Source organism: Salicibibacter halophilus (genome assembly GCF_006740705.1).
Taxonomy (GTDB): domain Bacteria; phylum Bacillota; class Bacilli; order Bacillales; family Marinococcaceae; genus Salicibibacter; species Salicibibacter halophilus.
Genome location: NZ_CP035485.1, coordinates 1,314,099 through 1,331,994, shown reverse-complemented (window position 1 = coordinate 1,331,994; position 17,896 = coordinate 1,314,099). Strand labels below are relative to the sequence as shown.

Sequence of the window (17,896 nt, the reverse complement as noted above, 5' to 3'; positions counted from 1 at the left end):
GATGATTTTACAGCTATTAATAGTAACAAGCTCCGACGATGATGAGCAAGATGAACAATACGACAAGTAACGCAAAACCTCCGCCAAATCCGTGTCCGGCAGACATTTGAGTTCCCCCTTCCGTCTCTCGATTGAAAGAACGATAAGATCGTTCTTATCACACGTTATTCAGTCATACGCACAGGAGTGTCGCTTCACTATAAAACAGGCACCGGCCTATCACCTAATCTTGAATGAATTGGCATAGGAGCCCTGTCTTTTTTGACGGGGGCAACGTATATTGAACATAAAGCACGTTTCTTTCTTCCTTTCATTCATAGCTTGTTATCCATTGAATACAATGAAGCAAGACGTTTTCTGAGGGAGGAGAAGAGATGAGTACACGAAAACGAAGGAAACGTGTGCAACCGTTGCTATATATTGATACCCCCGAGCAACATGAGTCAGCTTACCAAGGAAGTACAGAGGTGGAAGTTTTATATAAGCGTAACCGATTAGAGATCGAAGAAGAACCCTCGGAAGAAAAACAGGAGCCAGAGGAGCAGGTGGAAGATAATAAAGCAAACGAGCGAAGACGTTCGTTTAATTTATCGAAGCATTTAGGCTACGATTGGAAGGAGAGTAGCGCACCATCGCGTTATGCCAACCGGACGAGAGACTATCTGGAATCAACCTTGACGGAGCAGCCGTCCAAACGGGAACCCATTGCTGGCCATTTAGGCGGCGGAAACGATCAAAGCAAAAGCGAAAACAAAAAGGAAGAAAAACCTAAGTCTTTTGCGGAAAAATCCGTAAAAGAAAAAGTAGACTTTCTTGTAAAAATGCAGATGCGCACACCCATGACGTGTATATGTAAAACACATGAACAAACATGGGTCGGCACCGTGACTGCCGCGGATGAGCAGTCGTTTACGATGCAGACCCAGCAAACCCCTTATCTGGTGACGATCAACTACGAAGCGGTAGAAACGCTATCCCTGGATCACTTTTCGTAGTGATGATGTTGTTTTTTGTCTTTCTCCGGCTTTTTCACAACATTATCGACCAAGTCCGGATCGAGACATTGAATGGCACAGAAGCAGCGTAGATCGACTTCTATACAATAATGGGTTTTTTCCAACGAGCAGACTTCGGAAAGCGACGTCGGATCGACGCAGCAATTATGCGTGAATTTGATGTCTTCGGTCGGGCGAAGTAACGACAATGTCGCACAGCACGTTTTTTCATCGACGTTTTCGACCCGGAAAAACACCGTTTCAAATACGTCCGTAAAATCCGCTGTAAGTCCGCCGGTGGCCCAGAATAAGTTGCTCTTTTTGTCTTTTAGCATGAAGGGTACCGTATCCTGGATCTTACCGGGTCTTTTTGGACTTAACAAGTTCGTGTGACAACTGTTCATACAGTTATCCATCTTTTTGTCGACGGCGTCTTGCGCTTCCTTTATGGAGAGCACCGCGTCGCATACACAGTGGCCCGATTCAAAATCTTTACAACCGCAGCTCACGTTCATCACTCCTTTTCCTTCAGGTTCGTTAACATCTTATGTACGTTTTACCCAAAGCGTGTATCCCACTCATTCGCAAATGGGAAATATAACGAGAAATAGGCATATTGCCAATATGTTTAGGGTATAGCAGTTATAACAGGGAAAAGAAGGAGGTTGTGCGATGGGCTATGTAGCAATGCAACCGAACGACATTGCTTCCCAATATGGAAACCGCACCCAAGCCGTGCAGCCATTGGTGAAGCCAAATTCGGCGGTTGAGCCCGTCAAATTTAAGCAAATCGCCCGCCATAAGCGAAACGGACAACCAAGATTTCCGAGTCGTAGGTACGTGAATCACGATCCTCCCCGTGAATGTGAACGTCATTTCACCGGCAAAGGCCATCGCTTTGATGCGTTGGCTTAAGGAAAAAAAGAACAAGGGCGCCATGACGCATGGCGGCTTTTTTTTTGGAATTTACAAAATTAGGAAGGGAAATCAAAAGGTAGAATAGAATGGTTAGGGGAGCTAATGAAGAAAGGTGGGCATGACAATGAGGGAGTATAACACCATTTTGGTGGCTGTGGATGAACGTCCGGAAGCGGAACTTGGGGTGAAAAAAGGGATTGCCATTGCCAAGCAACATGGGGCGCAACTGGTATTGGTTCATGTCGTTGATGTTCGGACGTATACCCTCGTCGATCGAGGGGATGTCGCTTTTCATTCCAATGTTACAGCTAATCGTCGGAAATTGCTAAATGCCTATCAGACTTCCTGTCGTTACGAAGGAGTTTTTTATTGTCAAGCTGAGCTTGCATTTGGAAATCCGGGCCCCATTCTCGTGAAGGAAATGGTCAGCAGGCACCAACCGGATTTAATCATCTTAGGTTCCGCGCGTATGGGCAAAATAAAAAAGTTGTTGAGCGGAAATGTCGAGCACCATGTTATGAAAAATGCCTCTTGTGACGTGTTAACCGTTCAGGCAGGGTGAACATTGAAATAGCCGGGACGTGGCGTCAAAGCCCCCCATGCGGCATTAATAGCCAAGCCCTTGCGGGCAACAAAATTTTCGCATAAGCCGTATTGCCAAGATTAGACCGTAAGTTGGCGCCTATCGTTCTGTATTCAGCAGTCGCGCGGATTCCAGATCGATAGGAAGCCGCCAGCCCTTAGGTTTTTTTCGTTTAGGGTTACTTTTTTTAGAATTCTTCCGGGTGGACTCCGTTGCTTTTCCTGCTCCTCACCGCAAGCAGATTCGTCACGATTCAACCGTATTGACTCGTGATCCGGTCCATCCCTTCTTTTCAATAGCTGGCCGTCATCATATGTTTTTTTCCTCCCCATTTGGGGAAGCTGTATGCTATACGAAAAACGGAGAGCCGTCCAAAACATGCAGTTTTGGAAGCAATCTTCTTAACAAAATAACGGGAGTTCTTTTACAATGTAGAAAAGACCTATAAAAAAAACGTATAGGAATATCCCTAATGGATTTTGGGCACGGTTGGATCAAAACATTCCTGCAGACATCAAAGAAGCCAAGATGTTTGCTTTTGGTGTGGATCATAAACGGATAGGCCCATCAGGTCACTTGAATTGGGAGGAATTGCTGGTGGCGCAGTATCGATCACGAGCGGAGAAACGCCGTGCTGAAGAAAAAGGAAAACGGTCCCCGGTGAAAAAAGTGTTACTCATCATCATCGGGGTCTTTATTGTTGGTATGGTCGCGGCAACGGCGGTAGCTGCATCCATGATCTCGGATGCCCCCGAGCTAAATGCAGAGGAACTTACATTTGCGGAGGGGGCAACGATTTATGACATGAATGACAATGAGCTCGGACGGTTGCAAGGGACGGAGAATCGTACCTACCGGGACATTGATGAAATGCCCGAACATCTCAAAAATGCTTTCATTGCGGTTGAAGACTATCGCTTCTATGAACACAGTGGCATTGACCTTTACCGTATTGGGGGCGCGGTCGTTTCAAATATTACCGGTGGATTCGGTTCTGAGGGGGCAAGTACTATCACGCAGCAACTTGTCAAACAAGCCTTCTTATCCGCCGATCAATCCATTGAAAGAAAAGTGCAGGAACAATGGCTCGCTTTGCAAATGGAACAGGAATACTCTAAAGATGAGATCCTGGAGATGTATTTAAATATTAGTTATTTCGACAGTTCCGCTTGGGGTATTGGAGAGGCCGCGATTCGTTATTTTGACAAAGAAAGCCTGGACGAACTTACGATTGCTGATTCTGCTGTTTTGGCAGCTATTCCGCGGCGGCCATCTTATTATAATCCGCAAAATAACCCCGAGGAAGCAGAGCAGCGAAGAGATTTAATCATTTCCCTTATGGAGGAACACGAACTCATCAGTGAGGATGAAGCAACGGACGCCATGGCTGTGGATATCGAAGATCAACTCGATTATACCCCGCCAGAGGATGTGGCTTTACAATCGATCATTGACCAAGTAATGGAAGAAGTTGAAAGTATTGACGGGATTGAGACGACAGACTTATATGCTGCCGGTTTTGACATTTACACCACGATTGATCCGGAGGCGCAGGAGATCGCTCAAGATGTTATTCAAAGCGATGAATACATTGATCAATACCCGGATAATGACGAATTCCAGGTCGGTTTTTCCCTCCTTGACACGGAGACCGGCGCGATTCGTGCCATGGTCGGCAATCGAGAGGAAACAGAAGAAGAAAGAGGCTTGAATTACGCAACTTCTGCTAACGGGCAACCGGGATCGACGATCAAGCCGATTCTTGATTATGGACCGGCTATCGAGGAACTGGGTTGGTACACCGGTGAAACGCTCGTCGATGAACCGCACGAGTACTCGGATGGGACGTCTATTCGTAATTATGGCGGAAGTTACAGCGGCGAGGTCTCTATGCGAGAAGCACTTGTGCGCTCGTTAAATATTCCGGCTGTAAAGGCGATCCAGGAAGTTGGCTTAGGCGATGCTCAAGCGTTTGCCGAAGACCTTGGCCTCGATTTTGAAGGAGATATTACCGAAGGCTATGCATTGGGTGGTTTTCAGGATGGAATATCCAGTCTCGACATGGCTGCCGCCAATGCAGCGTTTGGGAACGAAGGCACTTACAATGAACCTCACAGCGTACGAAAAGTGGAATTTCGTGATGGACGCGAGATCGAGAACGCGCCTGAATCCGACCAAGTGATGTATGAATCGACTGCTTATATGATGTCGGATATGCTTAAAGATGTTGTGGGAGATTCTTCCGGAACCGGTCAACGCGCGAATATCGAGGGCCTTCCACTCGCGGGAAAAACGGGTACTTCCAACTTTGACCAAGAAGACCGGCAGAATCATGATATACCTGATGGTGGTGTGCCGGATGTTTGGTTCAACGGCTATACGACAGATTATACAGCGGCTGTGTGGACTGGCTTTGACGGCGAACGCGGCAGTAACTATTTACTGGGTGAAGAACGAGATATTGCCCAGGATATCTTCCGAATTATAATGACAAATGTTCACGAAGGCGAAGGAACCGAAGATTTCTCACGGCCGAATTCCGTTTGTGACACCGACGGTGAACTTTATCGTTGCGAAAATCCACCGGCAGAAGCAATAGAAGAAGAGGAAGACGATGAGGAAGGGTCGGAAGAAGAGACCCCGGAAACCCCGGAAGAGGAAGGAATTGAAGAAGATGAACCGGAAGAAGAGGAAGAGGACGACGAAGAAGACGAGGATGACGAAGAGGAGGATGAGGTAGAAGAAGAGGAAGAGGATGAAGAAGAGGACGAAGATGAACCGGAAGAAGAGGAAGACGAGGACGACGAAGAAGAGGACGAAGATGACGTAGACGAAGAAGAGCAAGACGAGAGCGAAGAAGAAGAGGAAGAAGACGAAGAAGAGCAAGACGAAAACGAAGAAGAAGACGAAGAAGAGGAAGGGCAAGACGAAAGCGAAGAAGAAGACGAAGAAGAGGAAGGGCAAGACGAAAACGAAGAAGACGATGAAGAAGAGGAAGAGGATGAAGATGCAGACGGAGAAGAAGGTGAGAATGCAGAGAACGAAGAAGATACCGATGAATAAAGGAAAAAGCCCGGTTATTTCCGGGCTTTTCCCGATTAATAAAGCGTTGTACGATTTATTCCGACCAAGGCGAATGTAATATGCAACTGCAGAAATTGTTATTTTTATATTCAGGCCTAAAATATTGAACGACGTCTTCTTTCATATTGCCAAATGTCGTTTCGGGCTTGTGCTTGAACCCTTCATAGAACGCGGGGATAATCTCGTTTTTGAAATTGTTGCGCGGGAAAGCTTTTGTTACTTCCTCGCGTTTTTCCACAGGAAATTGATCAAATCCATCTCCCATTACATCCAGACCAACACCGGAAAACAGCAAGGCTACCTCAGATTCTTTATGTTCGGCAACACCTGGGGTCGTGTGTAATGCAATGGCATCCCAAACAAGCTGAACGGATTGAGCCGGAATTTGATATTGCTGTAAGAAACTCCTCGCTGCATTAGCGCCGTCTACTTCAAATCTTAAATCCGGGCTGCTATACGCTTTTGTTAAACCTAAATCATGGAATAACGCACTCACATACAACAACTCTAAATCATACTTCTGTTTTGCCTTTTCGCCATTTATCGCTCCGAATAAAAATACGCGATTGGAGTGATTCCATAATAAGTCATTTCCATAATCGCGCAAAATGTCCGCTGCATCTTTCGCCAATTGAGAATCCGGAATTTTAATACCTGCGATTTCTTGAGCCATGATTAAAAACTCCTTTCATCCTTTTCATATAATGTACGCATACAACGCTACGGCCAATTCCACTTCGGACGAGCTTCAAGATTGATTCAATATTAGACGTTTCGATAATACCTCGATCATGGCTTATTTTATCTAGCATTTTCCTGCATTGATGCATTAAATCTTCTAACTACTTTTTTATACTACCCTTTTTATTTCTGGAAAAATGCTCCGCTCCATTATAACTGTTTTTCCATGGCAACGTGCGGGATGTCGGCGTCCAGAAATTCATCTGAAGTGACGGCATAACCCAAATGTTCATAGAAATCTTTGGCATGGGTCTGTGCATGAAGAATGACTGATCCCGCGCCTTGCGAAGCGACATACGTTTCAAGCTTTTGCATGATTTCTTTTCCGACGCCTGTGCCGCGAAATTCTTTTAACACACAGATCCGCTCTGCTTTGCCCGCGGTTCCGGAAAAGCGGAGACGGCCTGCTCCTGCCCATTTTCCATCTACGCGCGCCAGGAGGTGGATGCTGTCTGTTTCGTGTTCATCCCACTCTTCCTCGGGCGGAACATTCTGTTCGCCGATAAATACCGATGAGCGAATTTGGCGCACCGTTTGCATTTCTTCTTCCGTGTTTGCAATTTGAACGTTCATATTTTCACTCTCCTTGCAGGATGAACATAAAATGTAACGCTTGATGCATGTCCGGCTCCCACGTGAACCACGTATGATCCCCTCCGTCAATGGTTTTCGAGCGATAGTTGCCAACGCTGTCTTCCAATCGGTTTTGAAGATCGTTGTGCATCGGAAGGAAATTCATCATCGTTCCGTCAGTTCCTTTTACTTCTTCTTCGTCAGAACCCACGGTATGGTAGATGGAAAGTGAATCCAGGTCGTTGCTTTCTTCAATTTTGGATAGCAACGTGTCATTCACGTAAGGCGAATACATAATGGCGCGCTTAAACATGTCCGGGTGTTCCAAACATGCGAGCATGGCAAGCGTTCCGGCCAAAGAGTCGCCGAAAAGCGTGCGTCCGTCCGCGTCTTCCCGGATCGAAAATTTATCGGCGAGAAAAGGGAGAAGTTCCTCGGTTAAAAATTGCAAGTATTGGGGGGTCTCTTCCCCATCGGGATGATACCATTTTCGGCGAGCGGATACGCGAGGGTAAGGGACCCCAATGACGATCGTTTCCGGTCCGGCTTCTTCCATAATCATCGATTCAACGTGCTTGTCAATTTTTCCAAGTCGAAAAGCATCTTGTCCATCTTGCGCGATCAATAAATGATAAGAGACGCTTTCGTGGTAATTGGGAGGTATGTAAACGGAAAGTTCAAATTCGTGATCAAGGATAGTGCTGGTAAACGTTAAAGTACGAGTTTCTCCATCCATGTTAAAAGCCTCATTTCTGCTAGAAAGTCAATTAAAGGTATTGTATCATGTCCGCTGCCCAATCGCTAAAGGAAGCGTTCGCTCATTGGGTAGGGGGGCTGCGCGGGGGAGCTCGGCCAAAAATCGGTGAGAAGCGTAAGGTCTTCTAACACGATACGGGTCGTATTAAGCGCACCGCCCGTAAATTAAACCGCATCAAGCCAGCACTAAAAGATGAACCGTCTCATGCCTAAACATCAATCACAGATCTTGCATAATACTGGTGTAAGCCCGTAAAATAATGGAGAAGTTTTCAAAAAAACATCGTGTTGGCAACCATTCGATTTGTAACATATAATTATTCGGGTTAAGGAGCAATCACCTATGTACGGACCGCGATGGATTTACTGGAAACAGACCTTTCGGTCAAAGTTTCAGGCTGGTTGTGTGAAGGCTAAATTGGAGGACAACTGGCACAACGGCTATGAAATATGCCCGCTTGTAGAAGTCATTAAGCTTAAAAATGAAAAATACGTCGTACGTTTTACGTACGATGAATGAAAAACTGCCCACGGCACGAGACCTAGGGCAGTTTTTCATTTCCTATTCAGAAGGCTGAACCATTTTCGCAGGATCCACCCATTCGTTGAACTGTTCTTCGGTAAGTTCTCCGCTGTTCACAGCAGCTTCTTTTAACGTTAAGCCTTCGGCATGCGCTTTTTTCGCTATGGTCGCGGCTTTTTCATATCCGATGTGCGGATTGAGAGCAGTGACCAGCATTAACGAATTTCGCACGTGGGCGTCGATGTTTTCTTTTTCCGGCTCGATTCCAACAATGCAACGGTCATGGAACGATTGCATCGCGTCGGTGAGCAACTGGGCGGATTGTAAAAAATTGTAAATGATCACTGGCTTGAAGACGTTAAGCTCAAAGTTTCCTTGACTGGCGGAAAAGCCGATGGTGGCGTCATTCCCCATCACTTGCGTGCAGACCATCGTGATTGCTTCACTTTGGGTAGGGTTCACTTTGCCAGGCATAATCGAGCTCCCGGGTTCGTTTGCCGGAATCGTGAGCTCGCCAATGCCCGAACGAGGACCGCTTGACAACCAACGGACATCATTGGCAATTTTCATTAAGTCGGCAGCGAGCGCCTTCAACGCGCCGTGGGCGTGGGAAATGTCATCGTGGCTTGTCAACGCGTGAAATTTATTCGGAGCTGACTGAAAAGACAAGCCGGTTGCTTCACTGATAAATGCCGCTGTTTTTTCGCCGAATTGCGGGTGCGCGTTAATGCCTGTTCCGACCGCCGTACCGCCGATGGCGAGGTCGTTTAAGTATTCGATGCTTTCCGCGATCATTTTTTCACTTTTGCGGAGCATCTCTTGCCAACCGCTGAATTCTTGTCCGACGGTGAGAGGTGTTGCATCCTGCAAGTGGGTTCGGCCGATTTTGATAATGTCGTTAAAGCTTTTTGCTTTTTCGGCTACCGTGTTTTTTAACGTTTCCAAAGCAGGCAACAAACCGCGTTGAATTTCCGTCACCGCGGCAATGTGCATCGCTGTCGGGAATGTGTCGTTGGAACTTTGGGATCGATTGACGTCGTCGTTCGGGTGAATAGCTTTATCTTTTCCTTGTTCATGGAGGATTTCCGTACCCCGGCGTGCGAGCACTTCATTCATGTTCATGTTGGATTGGGTGCCGCTCCCGGTTTGCCATACAACGAGCGGGAAGTGGCTATCCCAATCTCCCGCGAGCACTTCATCTGCCGCTTGGGCAATGGCGGCTGCTTTGTCGCTGTCGAGATTCCCGAGACTCTCGTTCGCGCGCGCCGCTGATTTTTTCAACGTCGCAAAACCGTAAACAACCTCTTGCGGCATCTGCTCCTTGCCGATTGGGAAGTTACGCAAACTGCGCTCCGTTTGCGCCCCCCAATGCTTATCGGCAGGCACTTCCATTTCCCCGAGGGTGTCTTTTTCAATCCGATAATCCATCTTGCATCTCTCCTAAAATATGTTCTATGCGAAATCCAAGCATCCCCCTCTATAATATACCACTTTTCATTTATAAAAAAGGACAAGGGCTATTAAAGGAAAAATACGTTTATTTGGAATGGGGATAGGGGAAAAAGAATAAATAGGAACATCGAACGGTCGTACACCGAAGGAGGAGTCACAAGATGCCAGGACAACGAACAATAGTAGGAATCAGCGGAAGTTTGCGCCGGGATTCTTTTAACCGCCATGTATTAGCGGCAGCAACGGAACTTACAGAACCGCATGTCACGTTAAATACCTATGATTTATCGGCATTGCCGCTTTTCAACGGAGACTTGGAGGATGGCGGCGACCCGGCAAGCGTTGCCGAGTTTAAACGAACGATATTGGAGAGCGACGGTCTCTTCATTGTTACTCCGGAATATCATCACGGCATGCCCGGCGTGATGAAAAATGCCATCGATTGGGCTGGAAGTGACGCGAATCATAACGTGCTAAAAGACATGCCGGCAGCGATGATTGGTGCCTCGCCGACGATGTTCGGTACTGCTTTTTCGCAACAACAGCTGAAACAATCGCTTATAGCTGCAGGCGCATCGGTCATGCAACAGCCGAGTGTTTTTATTGCACGCGCGAATAAAAAAATAGATGAAAACGGCGTCATTACCCACGAAGACACTAAAGCGATGATCGCCTCCTCCCTGCGTGCATTCTCCGAATGGATCGATCATAAGAAAAAATAGGTTTCATTCAGAAGGGAATAAGGGTATAATACCTTTATACCCCTTCGTGAATGGGGGATATTCTGAGGAGGCTTTTTCTTTGATTAGCAAAGAACAAGAGGTTGCATCAAATGAGTTGATGGATAAGGGGATGCAACAAACACACGGTTGTACTCAGCAGGAGTATCGGAACAACGTGGACAAAATGATTGAAGTCGAGAAAAAACGCGAAAAAGATTACGAAAAATCGAAAGCATTTTGAAAAGAATAAGGAAGAAGGGGGAGTGCATCTAGCGCTCCCTTTTGTAATTATTTAAACTTAATAGCGCCGCTAAAGAAAAAACACTAAACGTAAAGACAGTTTATGGGGGAATAAACCTCAATACGGCCAAAACGCAAATCGGGGGTGTGATGACAGGCACAACGCACCCCGGAACGGCCGAAAACGTTAATCGGGGGTGCGATGAAAGGCACAACTGGAGTTATGTCAATAATACAAGCACAGAAAATTGGTGCCTTTTTAGTCCTCAAGTTTCAAGTTGCTATTTCTGAATCCGCCGCCTTTGACAGCTGCTTCGGTTCGTGGTGTGCATCTGATGGCGGCTGGGAGAAAAAAGCTCATGGGCGCATCAGCCGCATCCGTCAGTGTACCACGAACCGATCGATGCTCCCGATTCGGCGGAGGGGCCCCATCCCCAACCGGTGAATCGGGGCATCGGGCACAGCTGTCAAAGGTAAACTTCACGGCTCCCAGCATAACGATCATATTTGCTATCAGCGTTTTTTCGTTACACCGTCATGTCGCCTCTTTGAGCTTGTCTATACTGCCGGTCGAATTGGTTAGGCGACATATAGCCAATGGTGGAATGGGTACGTTCTTCGTTGTAAAAGCAGGCAATGTACTCCCAAACGCTCATCTTAGCCTCCTCCCGTGTATCGTAGGTTTCATGGGCCAGCAGATCTTTTTCAATGGTAGCGTGAAAAGACTCGATGCACGCATTGTCATAACAATCGCCTTTCCGGCTCATACTTGTGAGCATGCCGTGTTCCTGGAGAATAGCCTGATAGGCATGGGAGGCATATTGGCTCCCCCGGTCTGAGTGGTGGATGAGTCCCTCTTGCGGAGGTTGAAGGCGCATCGCCCGATGTAAGGCAGTTATGGCCAGTTCTTTCGTGAGACGGTGACTGATATTCCAGCCAATGATCTTACGAGAAAATAAGTCCATCACCGATGCCAGGTAAAGCCAGCCTTCCCGGGTCCAGATATAGGTGATATCCGCCACCCAAGCCTCGTTGGGATGATCTGTATGAAAATCCCGTTGAAGCAGGTTGGGATACACCGGGTGATCATGATTGGAATCGGTTGTCTTTTTCCCTTTCTTCATGGCGGTCTTTGGGCGAAGATCATATTCTCGCATATAATTCGACACCGTTTTCTGAGTGACTGTAAAGCCGTGTTTATGCAGTTCCCTCGTTATCCGCGGACTCCCAAACGTTTTCCGGAATTGGATAAAGATTTGCTCGATGGCCTCAACGATGGTTTCTTTTCGCTGTTTTTGCGGGCATTGCGGGCGGTTGCGCCATTCGTAATAGCCGCCTCTGGAAACACCTAAAACCTCGCACATCTTCGCCACACGAAACTCTTGTCGGTGTTCCTCGATGAAGTGGTAGATCACTCCTGGTTTTTGGCGAAGAAGGCCGCTGCCTTTTTTAGAATCGCCACTTCTTCTTCCAATTCCTCAATTCTTTTCACGTCCCGTTGATGTTGCTCTTCCGCTGGCGTGAGATAACCGCTTCCGAAAAGGGAGTCCCCCTTATCCTCACGATAATTTCTCACCCAATTTTCCAGCGTGCTAGCGGAGATTCCATGCTCTCTCGCGACATCTGCTCTTTTTTTACCCTCATGAACGATAAGTTTCACCGCATACCGTTTAAATTCTATATCATGATGTTGCAAAATAGGCACACTCCTTTAGATCCATTTTAACAATGCACCAATTTTGTGTGTCCAACTTTTATTCTACTTCCACAAGCACCCCGGAACGGGCAAAAACGCAGATAAGGGGTGCGATGAAAGGTTCAACGCACCCCGGAACGGCCGAAAACGTTAATCGGTGGTGTGATGAAAGGCTCAACGCACCCCGGAACGGCCGAAAACGCAGATAAGGGGTGCGATGAAAGGCACAACGCACCCCAGAACGGGCAAAAACGCAGATAAGGGGTGCGATGAAAGGTTCAACGCACCCCTTATCAATCGCGCGTCCGCTTCACACGGTCTGTTTTTCGATGTTCGTTTCGTTTCCGTGTTTCCGATAAGCGCCGTGATCGACGGCGCCTACGTGTTCATTCATGCGCCAGCCATGGGTGATGGCCGCGGTAACGAATTGTTTGGCGATCGCGATGGCATCGTGGACGTCGCTGCCTTTTGCGAGTTCGGCCGTAATTGCGGCTGCAAACGTACAGCCAGCCCCATGGTTATAAGGGTGGGCAATTTTTTCGGTTTCAAGCATTTTAAACGAATGCCCATCGTAAACGATATCAATCGCGCGAACATCGTCGAGCTGTTTGCCGCCTTTGACCACGACGTATTTCGTACCATTGTTATGAATGCGTTTCGCCGCTTCTTTCATCCCTTCAACGGTTGTGATCGTCTTCATTTGTGCCAGCTGAGCGGCTTCGAATAAGTTCGGGGTAGCGACCAGTGCTTTCGGTACGAGGACTTCTCTCAAGGCGTCCGCTGTTTCCGGGTGCAAAACCTCATCTTCTCCTTTGCAGACGAGCACGGGGTCAATGACGGTTTGTTGAAGGCCATGCTCTTCGATTTTACGCGCGGCCAACTCAATGACGTCCACGGACGCAAGCATGCCTGTTTTCATGGCATCGACGCCGATGGAAAGAATCGTTTCCAACTGCGCTTCCACCGCTTTGATATCCTGTGGAAAAACTTGATGCTCCCATGTTTCCGGCTTCATGGCCATAATTGTCGTCAACGCACTCATGCCGTAAACGCCCTGGTCTTGGAACGTTTTCAAATCGGCTCCTATCCCGGCACCGCCACTGGCGTCAGAACCGGCGATGGTTAACGCTTTATAAATGGACATTTTATTTTCCTCCTCAACATCTTGTTCATTTTATTATAAGCCCAATCTGTCCTTTTAAACAAATGATTGAATATAGGAATGTTCGGGTATAGAGGGGCAAGGAGGTTGTACGATGAGTATTTTTGATGTGGAAGTTGAATCGGTAAAAGAAGGAACGCAAACATTGCAACCGTACAAAGGAAATGTTTTGCTCGTTGTCAACACGGCCAGTAAATGCGGGTTTGCATCGCAATTGAAACCGTTGCAAGAGCTTTACGACCGGTATAAAGACGAGGGTTTCTATGTGCTGGGGTTTCCAAACGACCAATTTCTGAATCAGGAACCGTTGGAAAGCGAAGAGATCCCCGATCATTTTAAAGAAAAATACGGCGTTACCTTCCCACTCTTTAAAAAAACAATGGTGAGGGGCGAGAACATTTCCCCTTTATTCGAACAACTCACCGACGAAACAAAGGGGATGGGTTCAAGTAAAATTAAATGGAATTTCACAAAATTTCTTATCGGCCGTGATGGAACTGTATTGTACCGGTATTCCCCGAGCACCAATCCGGAAAAAATCGAAACGGATCTCAAAGAAGCATTAAAATAATGAGTGTAATCGCCGTACGTTACATTGGTGAGTTTGGAACATAATCAGAACGATTGGGACAAATTTTAGTAATCTTGTCTTTTAGCAGACATAGTTGCCAAGCAGTTGCATATTCCTCAAAGTAAAGACCCGTCTACATGATTGATCTATGCTCCATTTTGTAGGTGGACACACAAAGGAGGAAGTGCGTTGCGAACAAGAACTGGGTTGTGGTTGTGCGGATTCTTTATGCTGCTGGCGCTGTCGGGCTGCGGTTGGTTCGATAATGTAAGCGAAACATCAGCAGAAAATGGGGAAGACTTACAGGCATACGGCTTGGATCTTCATGACTTTTCTTATACGAATCAATCGGACGAAATCGTAACGAATGAGGATTTGGAAGGGGAGTACACGTTAGTCAACATGATTTTTACCCGTTGCCCGACGGTATGTAATTTAATGACGCCAAACATGTCCCAATTGCAAAAGGATTTGGCAACGGAGGACATCGATGCAAATCTTGTTTCTTTTACGGTAGATCCGGATTATGATTCACCGGATATATTGAAAGAATACGGCGATCACTATGAAGCCGATTATTCAAACTGGGATTTTTTAACCGGCTATAGCCTCAATGAGGTCGAGGAATTCGCGGAAGACACCTTCCACAGTGTGGTCGCGCCCGCGGCCGATGACGAAGATATCGTTCATTCCACCGATATTTTTTTAGTAGATGAAAACAGTAAAGTCATTCAGCGATATGACGGACTTGAAGTGGACACAGAGCCAATCATGGAAGATTTAAGACGCTTACAAGGAATGGAATAGAAGCGGGAAAAGAACAGGCAAACGACGCTTGTTCTTTTTTTGCTGAAGATGGGGCGGCGAGTGTTGGGAAAAAATCCCGAAAAAACGTGAAATTTGGTGAGTGCTTGTTGTACGGTCCTCATGAAACGGTCATAACCCTCACGGGATGCTGGATTGTTCCCGCTCAAGCTCTTTTTCGATAAAAGATTCATACAGCGTTCACAAAACCGTGCTATGCTTTTAAAGAAATCATGTGTAACATGGAGAGGAAAAGGGTATAGTGTGTTGTCACATGCAATTTTGAAATACTTGGAAAGGATGACAGGCATGTACGATATGTTATTCGCGTCCCACCAGGGGGCTTGGGCATTTTTGCCTATTTTGTTTTTGATCGCGTTTTTCTTGTACCGCGCGGGAAAACCAACGGGCGGGAGAATCTTGCGCATTATTCTCGGTATCTTCTATATCATTATGATTGTTTCCGGTGTTGGCCTGCTCTTTGAATTAGGCTTTCCGGCCTCGTATGTCATCAAGGGCATTTTAGCGATTCTTCTCATCGGTTTCATGGAAATGACCCTTGGAAAAGCAAAGCGGGGAGAAGGCGTGGCTGTATGGCTCACCGTTGTTATCGCTATCCTCGTAGTTGTCGTGTTAATGGGCTTTGGTGTCATCGCATTTTAAAAAAGACAAAAGAAATGCAAAGCGGCGCACTGTTTATGGTGCGCCGCTTTGACGTTACGGTCATCTTTTTTCATTTGGCGGGTCATCGAGTGCTTCGTCGCTGTATTCTTCTTCTGTGTCCGGATCATCAGATGGCGTTTGCGACGTTCCGTGTTCACTGACCGTCTCCCACGTGTCCGCTTGATCGAAGATCACTTCTTCTTTTTCATCCTTTTCCTCCAAAGTGCCTTTCATCGTATCTTCTTCGACAGGCCGGCGGGTCTCTTCGGTGGCATCTGCCTCTGCCTGAGCATGCGTGATGCATAACCTCGTTTCCGGAATGATCTCCAATCGTTCATAAGGGATGGATTCCCCGCAAACGGCACAATGGCCATAAGTTCCATCTTCGATTGCTTGTAATGCCTGCTGAACATCATCCAGTTGTTGTTGGGATTGATTATTCAAGGCGATGTTCTTTGCTTGTTCGTGTAATTCGGTCCCCTGATCTCCAGGGTGATTTGCAGCTTGGGAAAGTTCGCCGATTTCTTCTGGGCGATTGGAGCCTTCGGTTTCTGCTTCCAATTCATTTTTCATCGTTTTTAACTGCTTTTTTAAAGCGTTTATTTGTTCTTCGTTGAGCATGTAATCCCTCCGTTCACACTCTTCTGAATGCCCTCCGTTCCGCGTATTCCAGGCATTTTTCACAAACAACGACGTGTGTGTCGTTTTCATCGTAGTAATCACGCATATACGGCGTTCTTGATTTACAAAAATGACAACCTCTTCTTTTGAAGAGATTCTGTATTTTTTCTAACATAAGACACCTCTATTCAGAACAAAAACTTGCCCGATCCAAAAAGGAGCAGGCAAGTTTTGGAAGGTGAGTTAAGATGGCATGCCGAGAACAGCCTTCACTTCGAGGTACTCTTCGATGCCGTAATCGCCCCATTCACGCCCGACGCCGGACTGTTTGTACCCTCCGAAAGGCGCGGTGAAGTCCATTTTGGCATTATTGACGGTAATGCGGCCCGCCTGTAAGCGGGAGGCGACATCTTGCAGTGTTTCTTCGTCTTCGCCGACAACATACCCCGCCAAGCCATAAACGGTATCGTTGGCAATGGCCACGGCTTCATCCAATTCTTCGTACGTAAGCACCGACATAACGGGGCCGAAGATTTCTTCCCGGGCAATCGTCATGTCGTTTTTCACATCGGTGAAAACCGTAGGCTTGACGTAATAGCCTTTTTCCAAACCGTCAGGCTTGCCAGTTCCGCCTGCCACTAGGGTTGCGCCTTCTTCGACTCCTTTTTCGATATAGCCTTGGACACGGTCCCATTGCTTCTCAGCCACTAATGGACCGAGCATGTTTGGACCATTGGGGTCGCCGACTGGGTAGCCGGGCAATACTTCCTGAACAGCTGCGATAAAGTCATCATGCAATTTCTTGGGGATGATCGTACGTGTTGCGGCCGTGCACACTTGCCCCGAGTTTAACACGACGTTCGTAACCGCGGCTTTCGCTGCCTTTTTCACATCCGCGTCTTCCAAAACAACCATTGGCGATTTTCCGCCCAGCTCGAGGGCAACTTTTTTGATCGTTTTGGCGGCGTTTTCCGATACTTTTTGCCCGACGGCGCCGGAGCCGGTAAAGGAAACAAAATCAATGTCCGGATGGGAGCTAATGCCGTTTCCGACCGTCTCGCCCGTACCGTTGACGAGGTTAAAGACTCCTTTTGGCACGCCGGCTTCTTCAAAAATTTCCGCCAAAATGACAGCCGCAAATGGTGTCAGTTCCGCCGGTTTGAGAACAACAGGACTTCCTGCGGCGAAAGCACTTGCAATTTTTGTGGACGTTTGATTCGTCGGGAAGTTCCACGGCGTAATGAGCCCGCTGACACCAATCGGTTCTTTTTTGATCAATGTGCCGCCGCGTCTTTCCGTAAATTCAAACGCTTTGAGCTGTTCCGCGGCGGTTTCAAAATGCCCGAGGCCCATTTTGTAATGGACATTTTCCGTGATCCCTACCGGGGAGCCTAATTCTTCAGTGATTGCTTCGATAAGGTCATCCTTGCGCTTTTTGTATTCTTCAGCTATTTTTTCAAGCAGTTCGATCCGGTATTCTTTTGACGTGGTTGAAAAGTGGGGGAAAGCATCCCGAGCAGCTTTGACAGCCCGATCCAGATCTTCCTGGGTGCCCAAACTGATGCGTCCGGCCACTTCTTCCGTTGCCGGGTTAATCACATCCATCGTCTCGGAACCGCTGGATTCCACCCACTCGCCATTAATATAGTGCTTGGTATAATTGCGCATTTGATCGACTCCTTTATTTTGATCGTAGGGAATATATACCCGTAAAGTAATCATGTAAAACTATACAGGAAAATAACTCAGAAAACAAAAAATAAACAGTGAATTCTGCCAGGGATAAAGAAAA

19 protein-coding genes and 1 pseudogene are annotated in these 17,896 nt (G+C 47.0%); 10 read left to right on the top strand and 10 right to left on the bottom strand.

Features of this window, described 5'->3' with window-relative positions; translation table 11 throughout:
• Positions 1-16 precede the first annotated feature (16 nt).
• Positions 17-106, bottom strand: a complete 90-nt coding sequence (locus tag EPH95_RS06480; protein ID WP_142088371.1) for a YjcZ family sporulation protein — start codon at positions 104-106, stop codon at positions 17-19.
• 268 nt (positions 107-374) lie between these two features.
• Between EPH95_RS06480 and EPH95_RS06475 the strand changes: the two genes are divergently transcribed.
• Positions 375-995: a CotO family spore coat protein gene (locus EPH95_RS06475; protein WP_142088369.1), complete on the top strand. Its 621-nt coding sequence runs from the start codon at positions 375-377 to the stop codon at positions 993-995.
• Here EPH95_RS06475 and EPH95_RS06470 read toward each other — a convergent pair.
• On the bottom strand, positions 983-1,504 hold the full coding sequence (locus EPH95_RS06470; RefSeq protein WP_405127455.1) for a CotY/CotZ family spore coat protein: 522 nt from the start codon (positions 1,502-1,504) through the stop codon (positions 983-985). The genes EPH95_RS06475 and EPH95_RS06470 overlap by 13 nt on opposite strands.
• Before the next feature lie 163 nt (positions 1,505-1,667).
• On the opposite strand from EPH95_RS06470, the gene EPH95_RS06465 reads away from it, so the two are divergent.
• From EPH95_RS06465 to EPH95_RS06455, 3 genes are all read left to right on the top strand, one after another.
• Complete coding sequence (locus EPH95_RS06465) at positions 1,668-1,910, top strand: hypothetical protein (protein WP_142088366.1); 243 nt, start codon at positions 1,668-1,670, stop codon at positions 1,908-1,910.
• Positions 1,911-2,037: 127 nt separating this feature from the next.
• Positions 2,038-2,475 (top strand): universal stress protein, encoded by a 438-nt coding sequence (locus EPH95_RS06460; RefSeq protein WP_160141657.1) that lies wholly within the window; start codon positions 2,038-2,040, stop codon positions 2,473-2,475.
• Positions 2,476-2,985: 510 nt separating this feature from the next.
• On the top strand, positions 2,986-5,559 hold the full coding sequence (locus EPH95_RS06455) for a transglycosylase domain-containing protein (RefSeq protein ID WP_142088361.1): 2,574 nt from the start codon (positions 2,986-2,988) through the stop codon (positions 5,557-5,559).
• Between the two features lie 55 nt (positions 5,560-5,614).
• Here EPH95_RS06455 and EPH95_RS06450 read toward each other — a convergent pair whose 3' ends face one another.
• The 3 genes from EPH95_RS06450 to EPH95_RS06435 form a co-directional block, all read right to left on the bottom strand.
• Positions 5,615-6,253 carry an HD domain-containing protein gene (locus tag EPH95_RS06450; RefSeq protein WP_142088358.1) on the bottom strand — a complete coding sequence of 213 codons (639 nt, stop codon included), beginning with the start codon at positions 6,251-6,253 and terminating at the stop codon, positions 5,615-5,617.
• A 218-nt stretch (positions 6,254-6,471) separates the two neighbouring features.
• Positions 6,472-6,894, bottom strand: coding sequence for a GNAT family N-acetyltransferase (locus EPH95_RS06440; RefSeq protein ID WP_142088356.1), 423 nt, complete (start codon positions 6,892-6,894; stop codon positions 6,472-6,474).
• 4 nt (positions 6,895-6,898) lie between these two features.
• Positions 6,899-7,630, bottom strand: a complete 732-nt coding sequence (locus tag EPH95_RS06435; RefSeq protein ID WP_142088354.1) for an alpha/beta hydrolase — start codon at positions 7,628-7,630, stop codon at positions 6,899-6,901.
• A gap of 363 nt (positions 7,631-7,993) precedes the next feature.
• Between EPH95_RS06435 and EPH95_RS19205 the strand changes: the two genes are divergently transcribed.
• A complete protein-coding gene (locus EPH95_RS19205) occupies positions 7,994-8,170 on the top strand; it encodes a hypothetical protein (protein ID WP_227004078.1) in 177 nt (58 codons plus the stop codon).
• Between the two features lie 42 nt (positions 8,171-8,212).
• Here the strand turns inward: EPH95_RS19205 and fumC are convergent, their stop codons facing one another.
• Positions 8,213-9,601 (bottom strand): class II fumarate hydratase, encoded by a 1,389-nt coding sequence (fumC, locus tag EPH95_RS06430; RefSeq protein WP_142088352.1) that lies wholly within the window; start codon positions 9,599-9,601, stop codon positions 8,213-8,215.
• Positions 9,602-9,786: 185 nt separating this feature from the next.
• Here fumC and EPH95_RS06425 point away from each other — a divergent pair, with 185 nt between their 5' ends.
• Both EPH95_RS06425 and EPH95_RS18710 read left to right on the top strand, forming a co-directional pair.
• Complete coding sequence (locus tag EPH95_RS06425; RefSeq protein ID WP_142088350.1) at positions 9,787-10,347, top strand: NADPH-dependent FMN reductase; 561 nt, start codon at positions 9,787-9,789, stop codon at positions 10,345-10,347.
• 79 nt (positions 10,348-10,426) lie between these two features.
• Positions 10,427-10,588 carry a YuzK family famiily protein gene (locus tag EPH95_RS18710; RefSeq protein ID WP_160141656.1) on the top strand — a complete coding sequence of 54 codons (162 nt, stop codon included), beginning with the start codon at positions 10,427-10,429 and terminating at the stop codon, positions 10,586-10,588.
• 526 nt (positions 10,589-11,114) lie between these two features.
• On the opposite strand, the pseudogene EPH95_RS06420 reads toward EPH95_RS18710, so the two are convergent.
• A pseudogene (locus EPH95_RS06420) lies at positions 11,115-12,286 on the bottom strand (IS3 family transposase).
• A 307-nt stretch (positions 12,287-12,593) separates the two neighbouring features.
• The gene (gene pdxK / locus EPH95_RS06410; RefSeq protein WP_142088348.1) at positions 12,594-13,427 is read right to left on the bottom strand and encodes a pyridoxine/pyridoxal/pyridoxamine kinase; all 834 of its coding nucleotides are present in this window, start codon (positions 13,425-13,427) and stop codon (positions 12,594-12,596) included.
• Positions 13,428-13,539: 112 nt separating this feature from the next.
• Here pdxK and EPH95_RS06405 point away from each other — a divergent pair, with 112 nt between their 5' ends.
• The 3 genes from EPH95_RS06405 (at position 13,540) to EPH95_RS06395 (ending at position 15,483) form a co-directional block, all read left to right on the top strand.
• Positions 13,540-14,016, top strand: a complete 477-nt coding sequence (locus tag EPH95_RS06405; RefSeq protein ID WP_142088345.1) for a glutathione peroxidase — start codon at positions 13,540-13,542, stop codon at positions 14,014-14,016.
• 189 nt (positions 14,017-14,205) lie between these two features.
• Positions 14,206-14,823 (top strand): SCO family protein, encoded by a 618-nt coding sequence (locus tag EPH95_RS06400; RefSeq protein ID WP_227004077.1) that lies wholly within the window; start codon positions 14,206-14,208, stop codon positions 14,821-14,823.
• Positions 14,824-15,084: 261 nt separating this feature from the next.
• Positions 15,085-15,483 carry a DUF1516 family protein gene (locus EPH95_RS06395; RefSeq protein WP_227004076.1) on the top strand — a complete coding sequence of 133 codons (399 nt, stop codon included), beginning with the start codon at positions 15,085-15,087 and terminating at the stop codon, positions 15,481-15,483.
• A 60-nt stretch (positions 15,484-15,543) separates the two neighbouring features.
• On the opposite strand, the gene EPH95_RS06390 is transcribed toward EPH95_RS06395, so the two are convergent.
• A complete protein-coding gene (locus EPH95_RS06390) occupies positions 15,544-16,194 on the bottom strand; it encodes a TraR/DksA C4-type zinc finger protein (protein ID WP_142088341.1) in 651 nt (216 codons plus the stop codon).
• Between the two features lie 153 nt (positions 16,195-16,347).
• A complete protein-coding gene (locus EPH95_RS06385) occupies positions 16,348-17,772 on the bottom strand; it encodes an aldehyde dehydrogenase family protein (protein WP_142088339.1) in 1,425 nt (474 codons plus the stop codon).
• Positions 17,773-17,896: the final 124 nt, after the last annotated feature.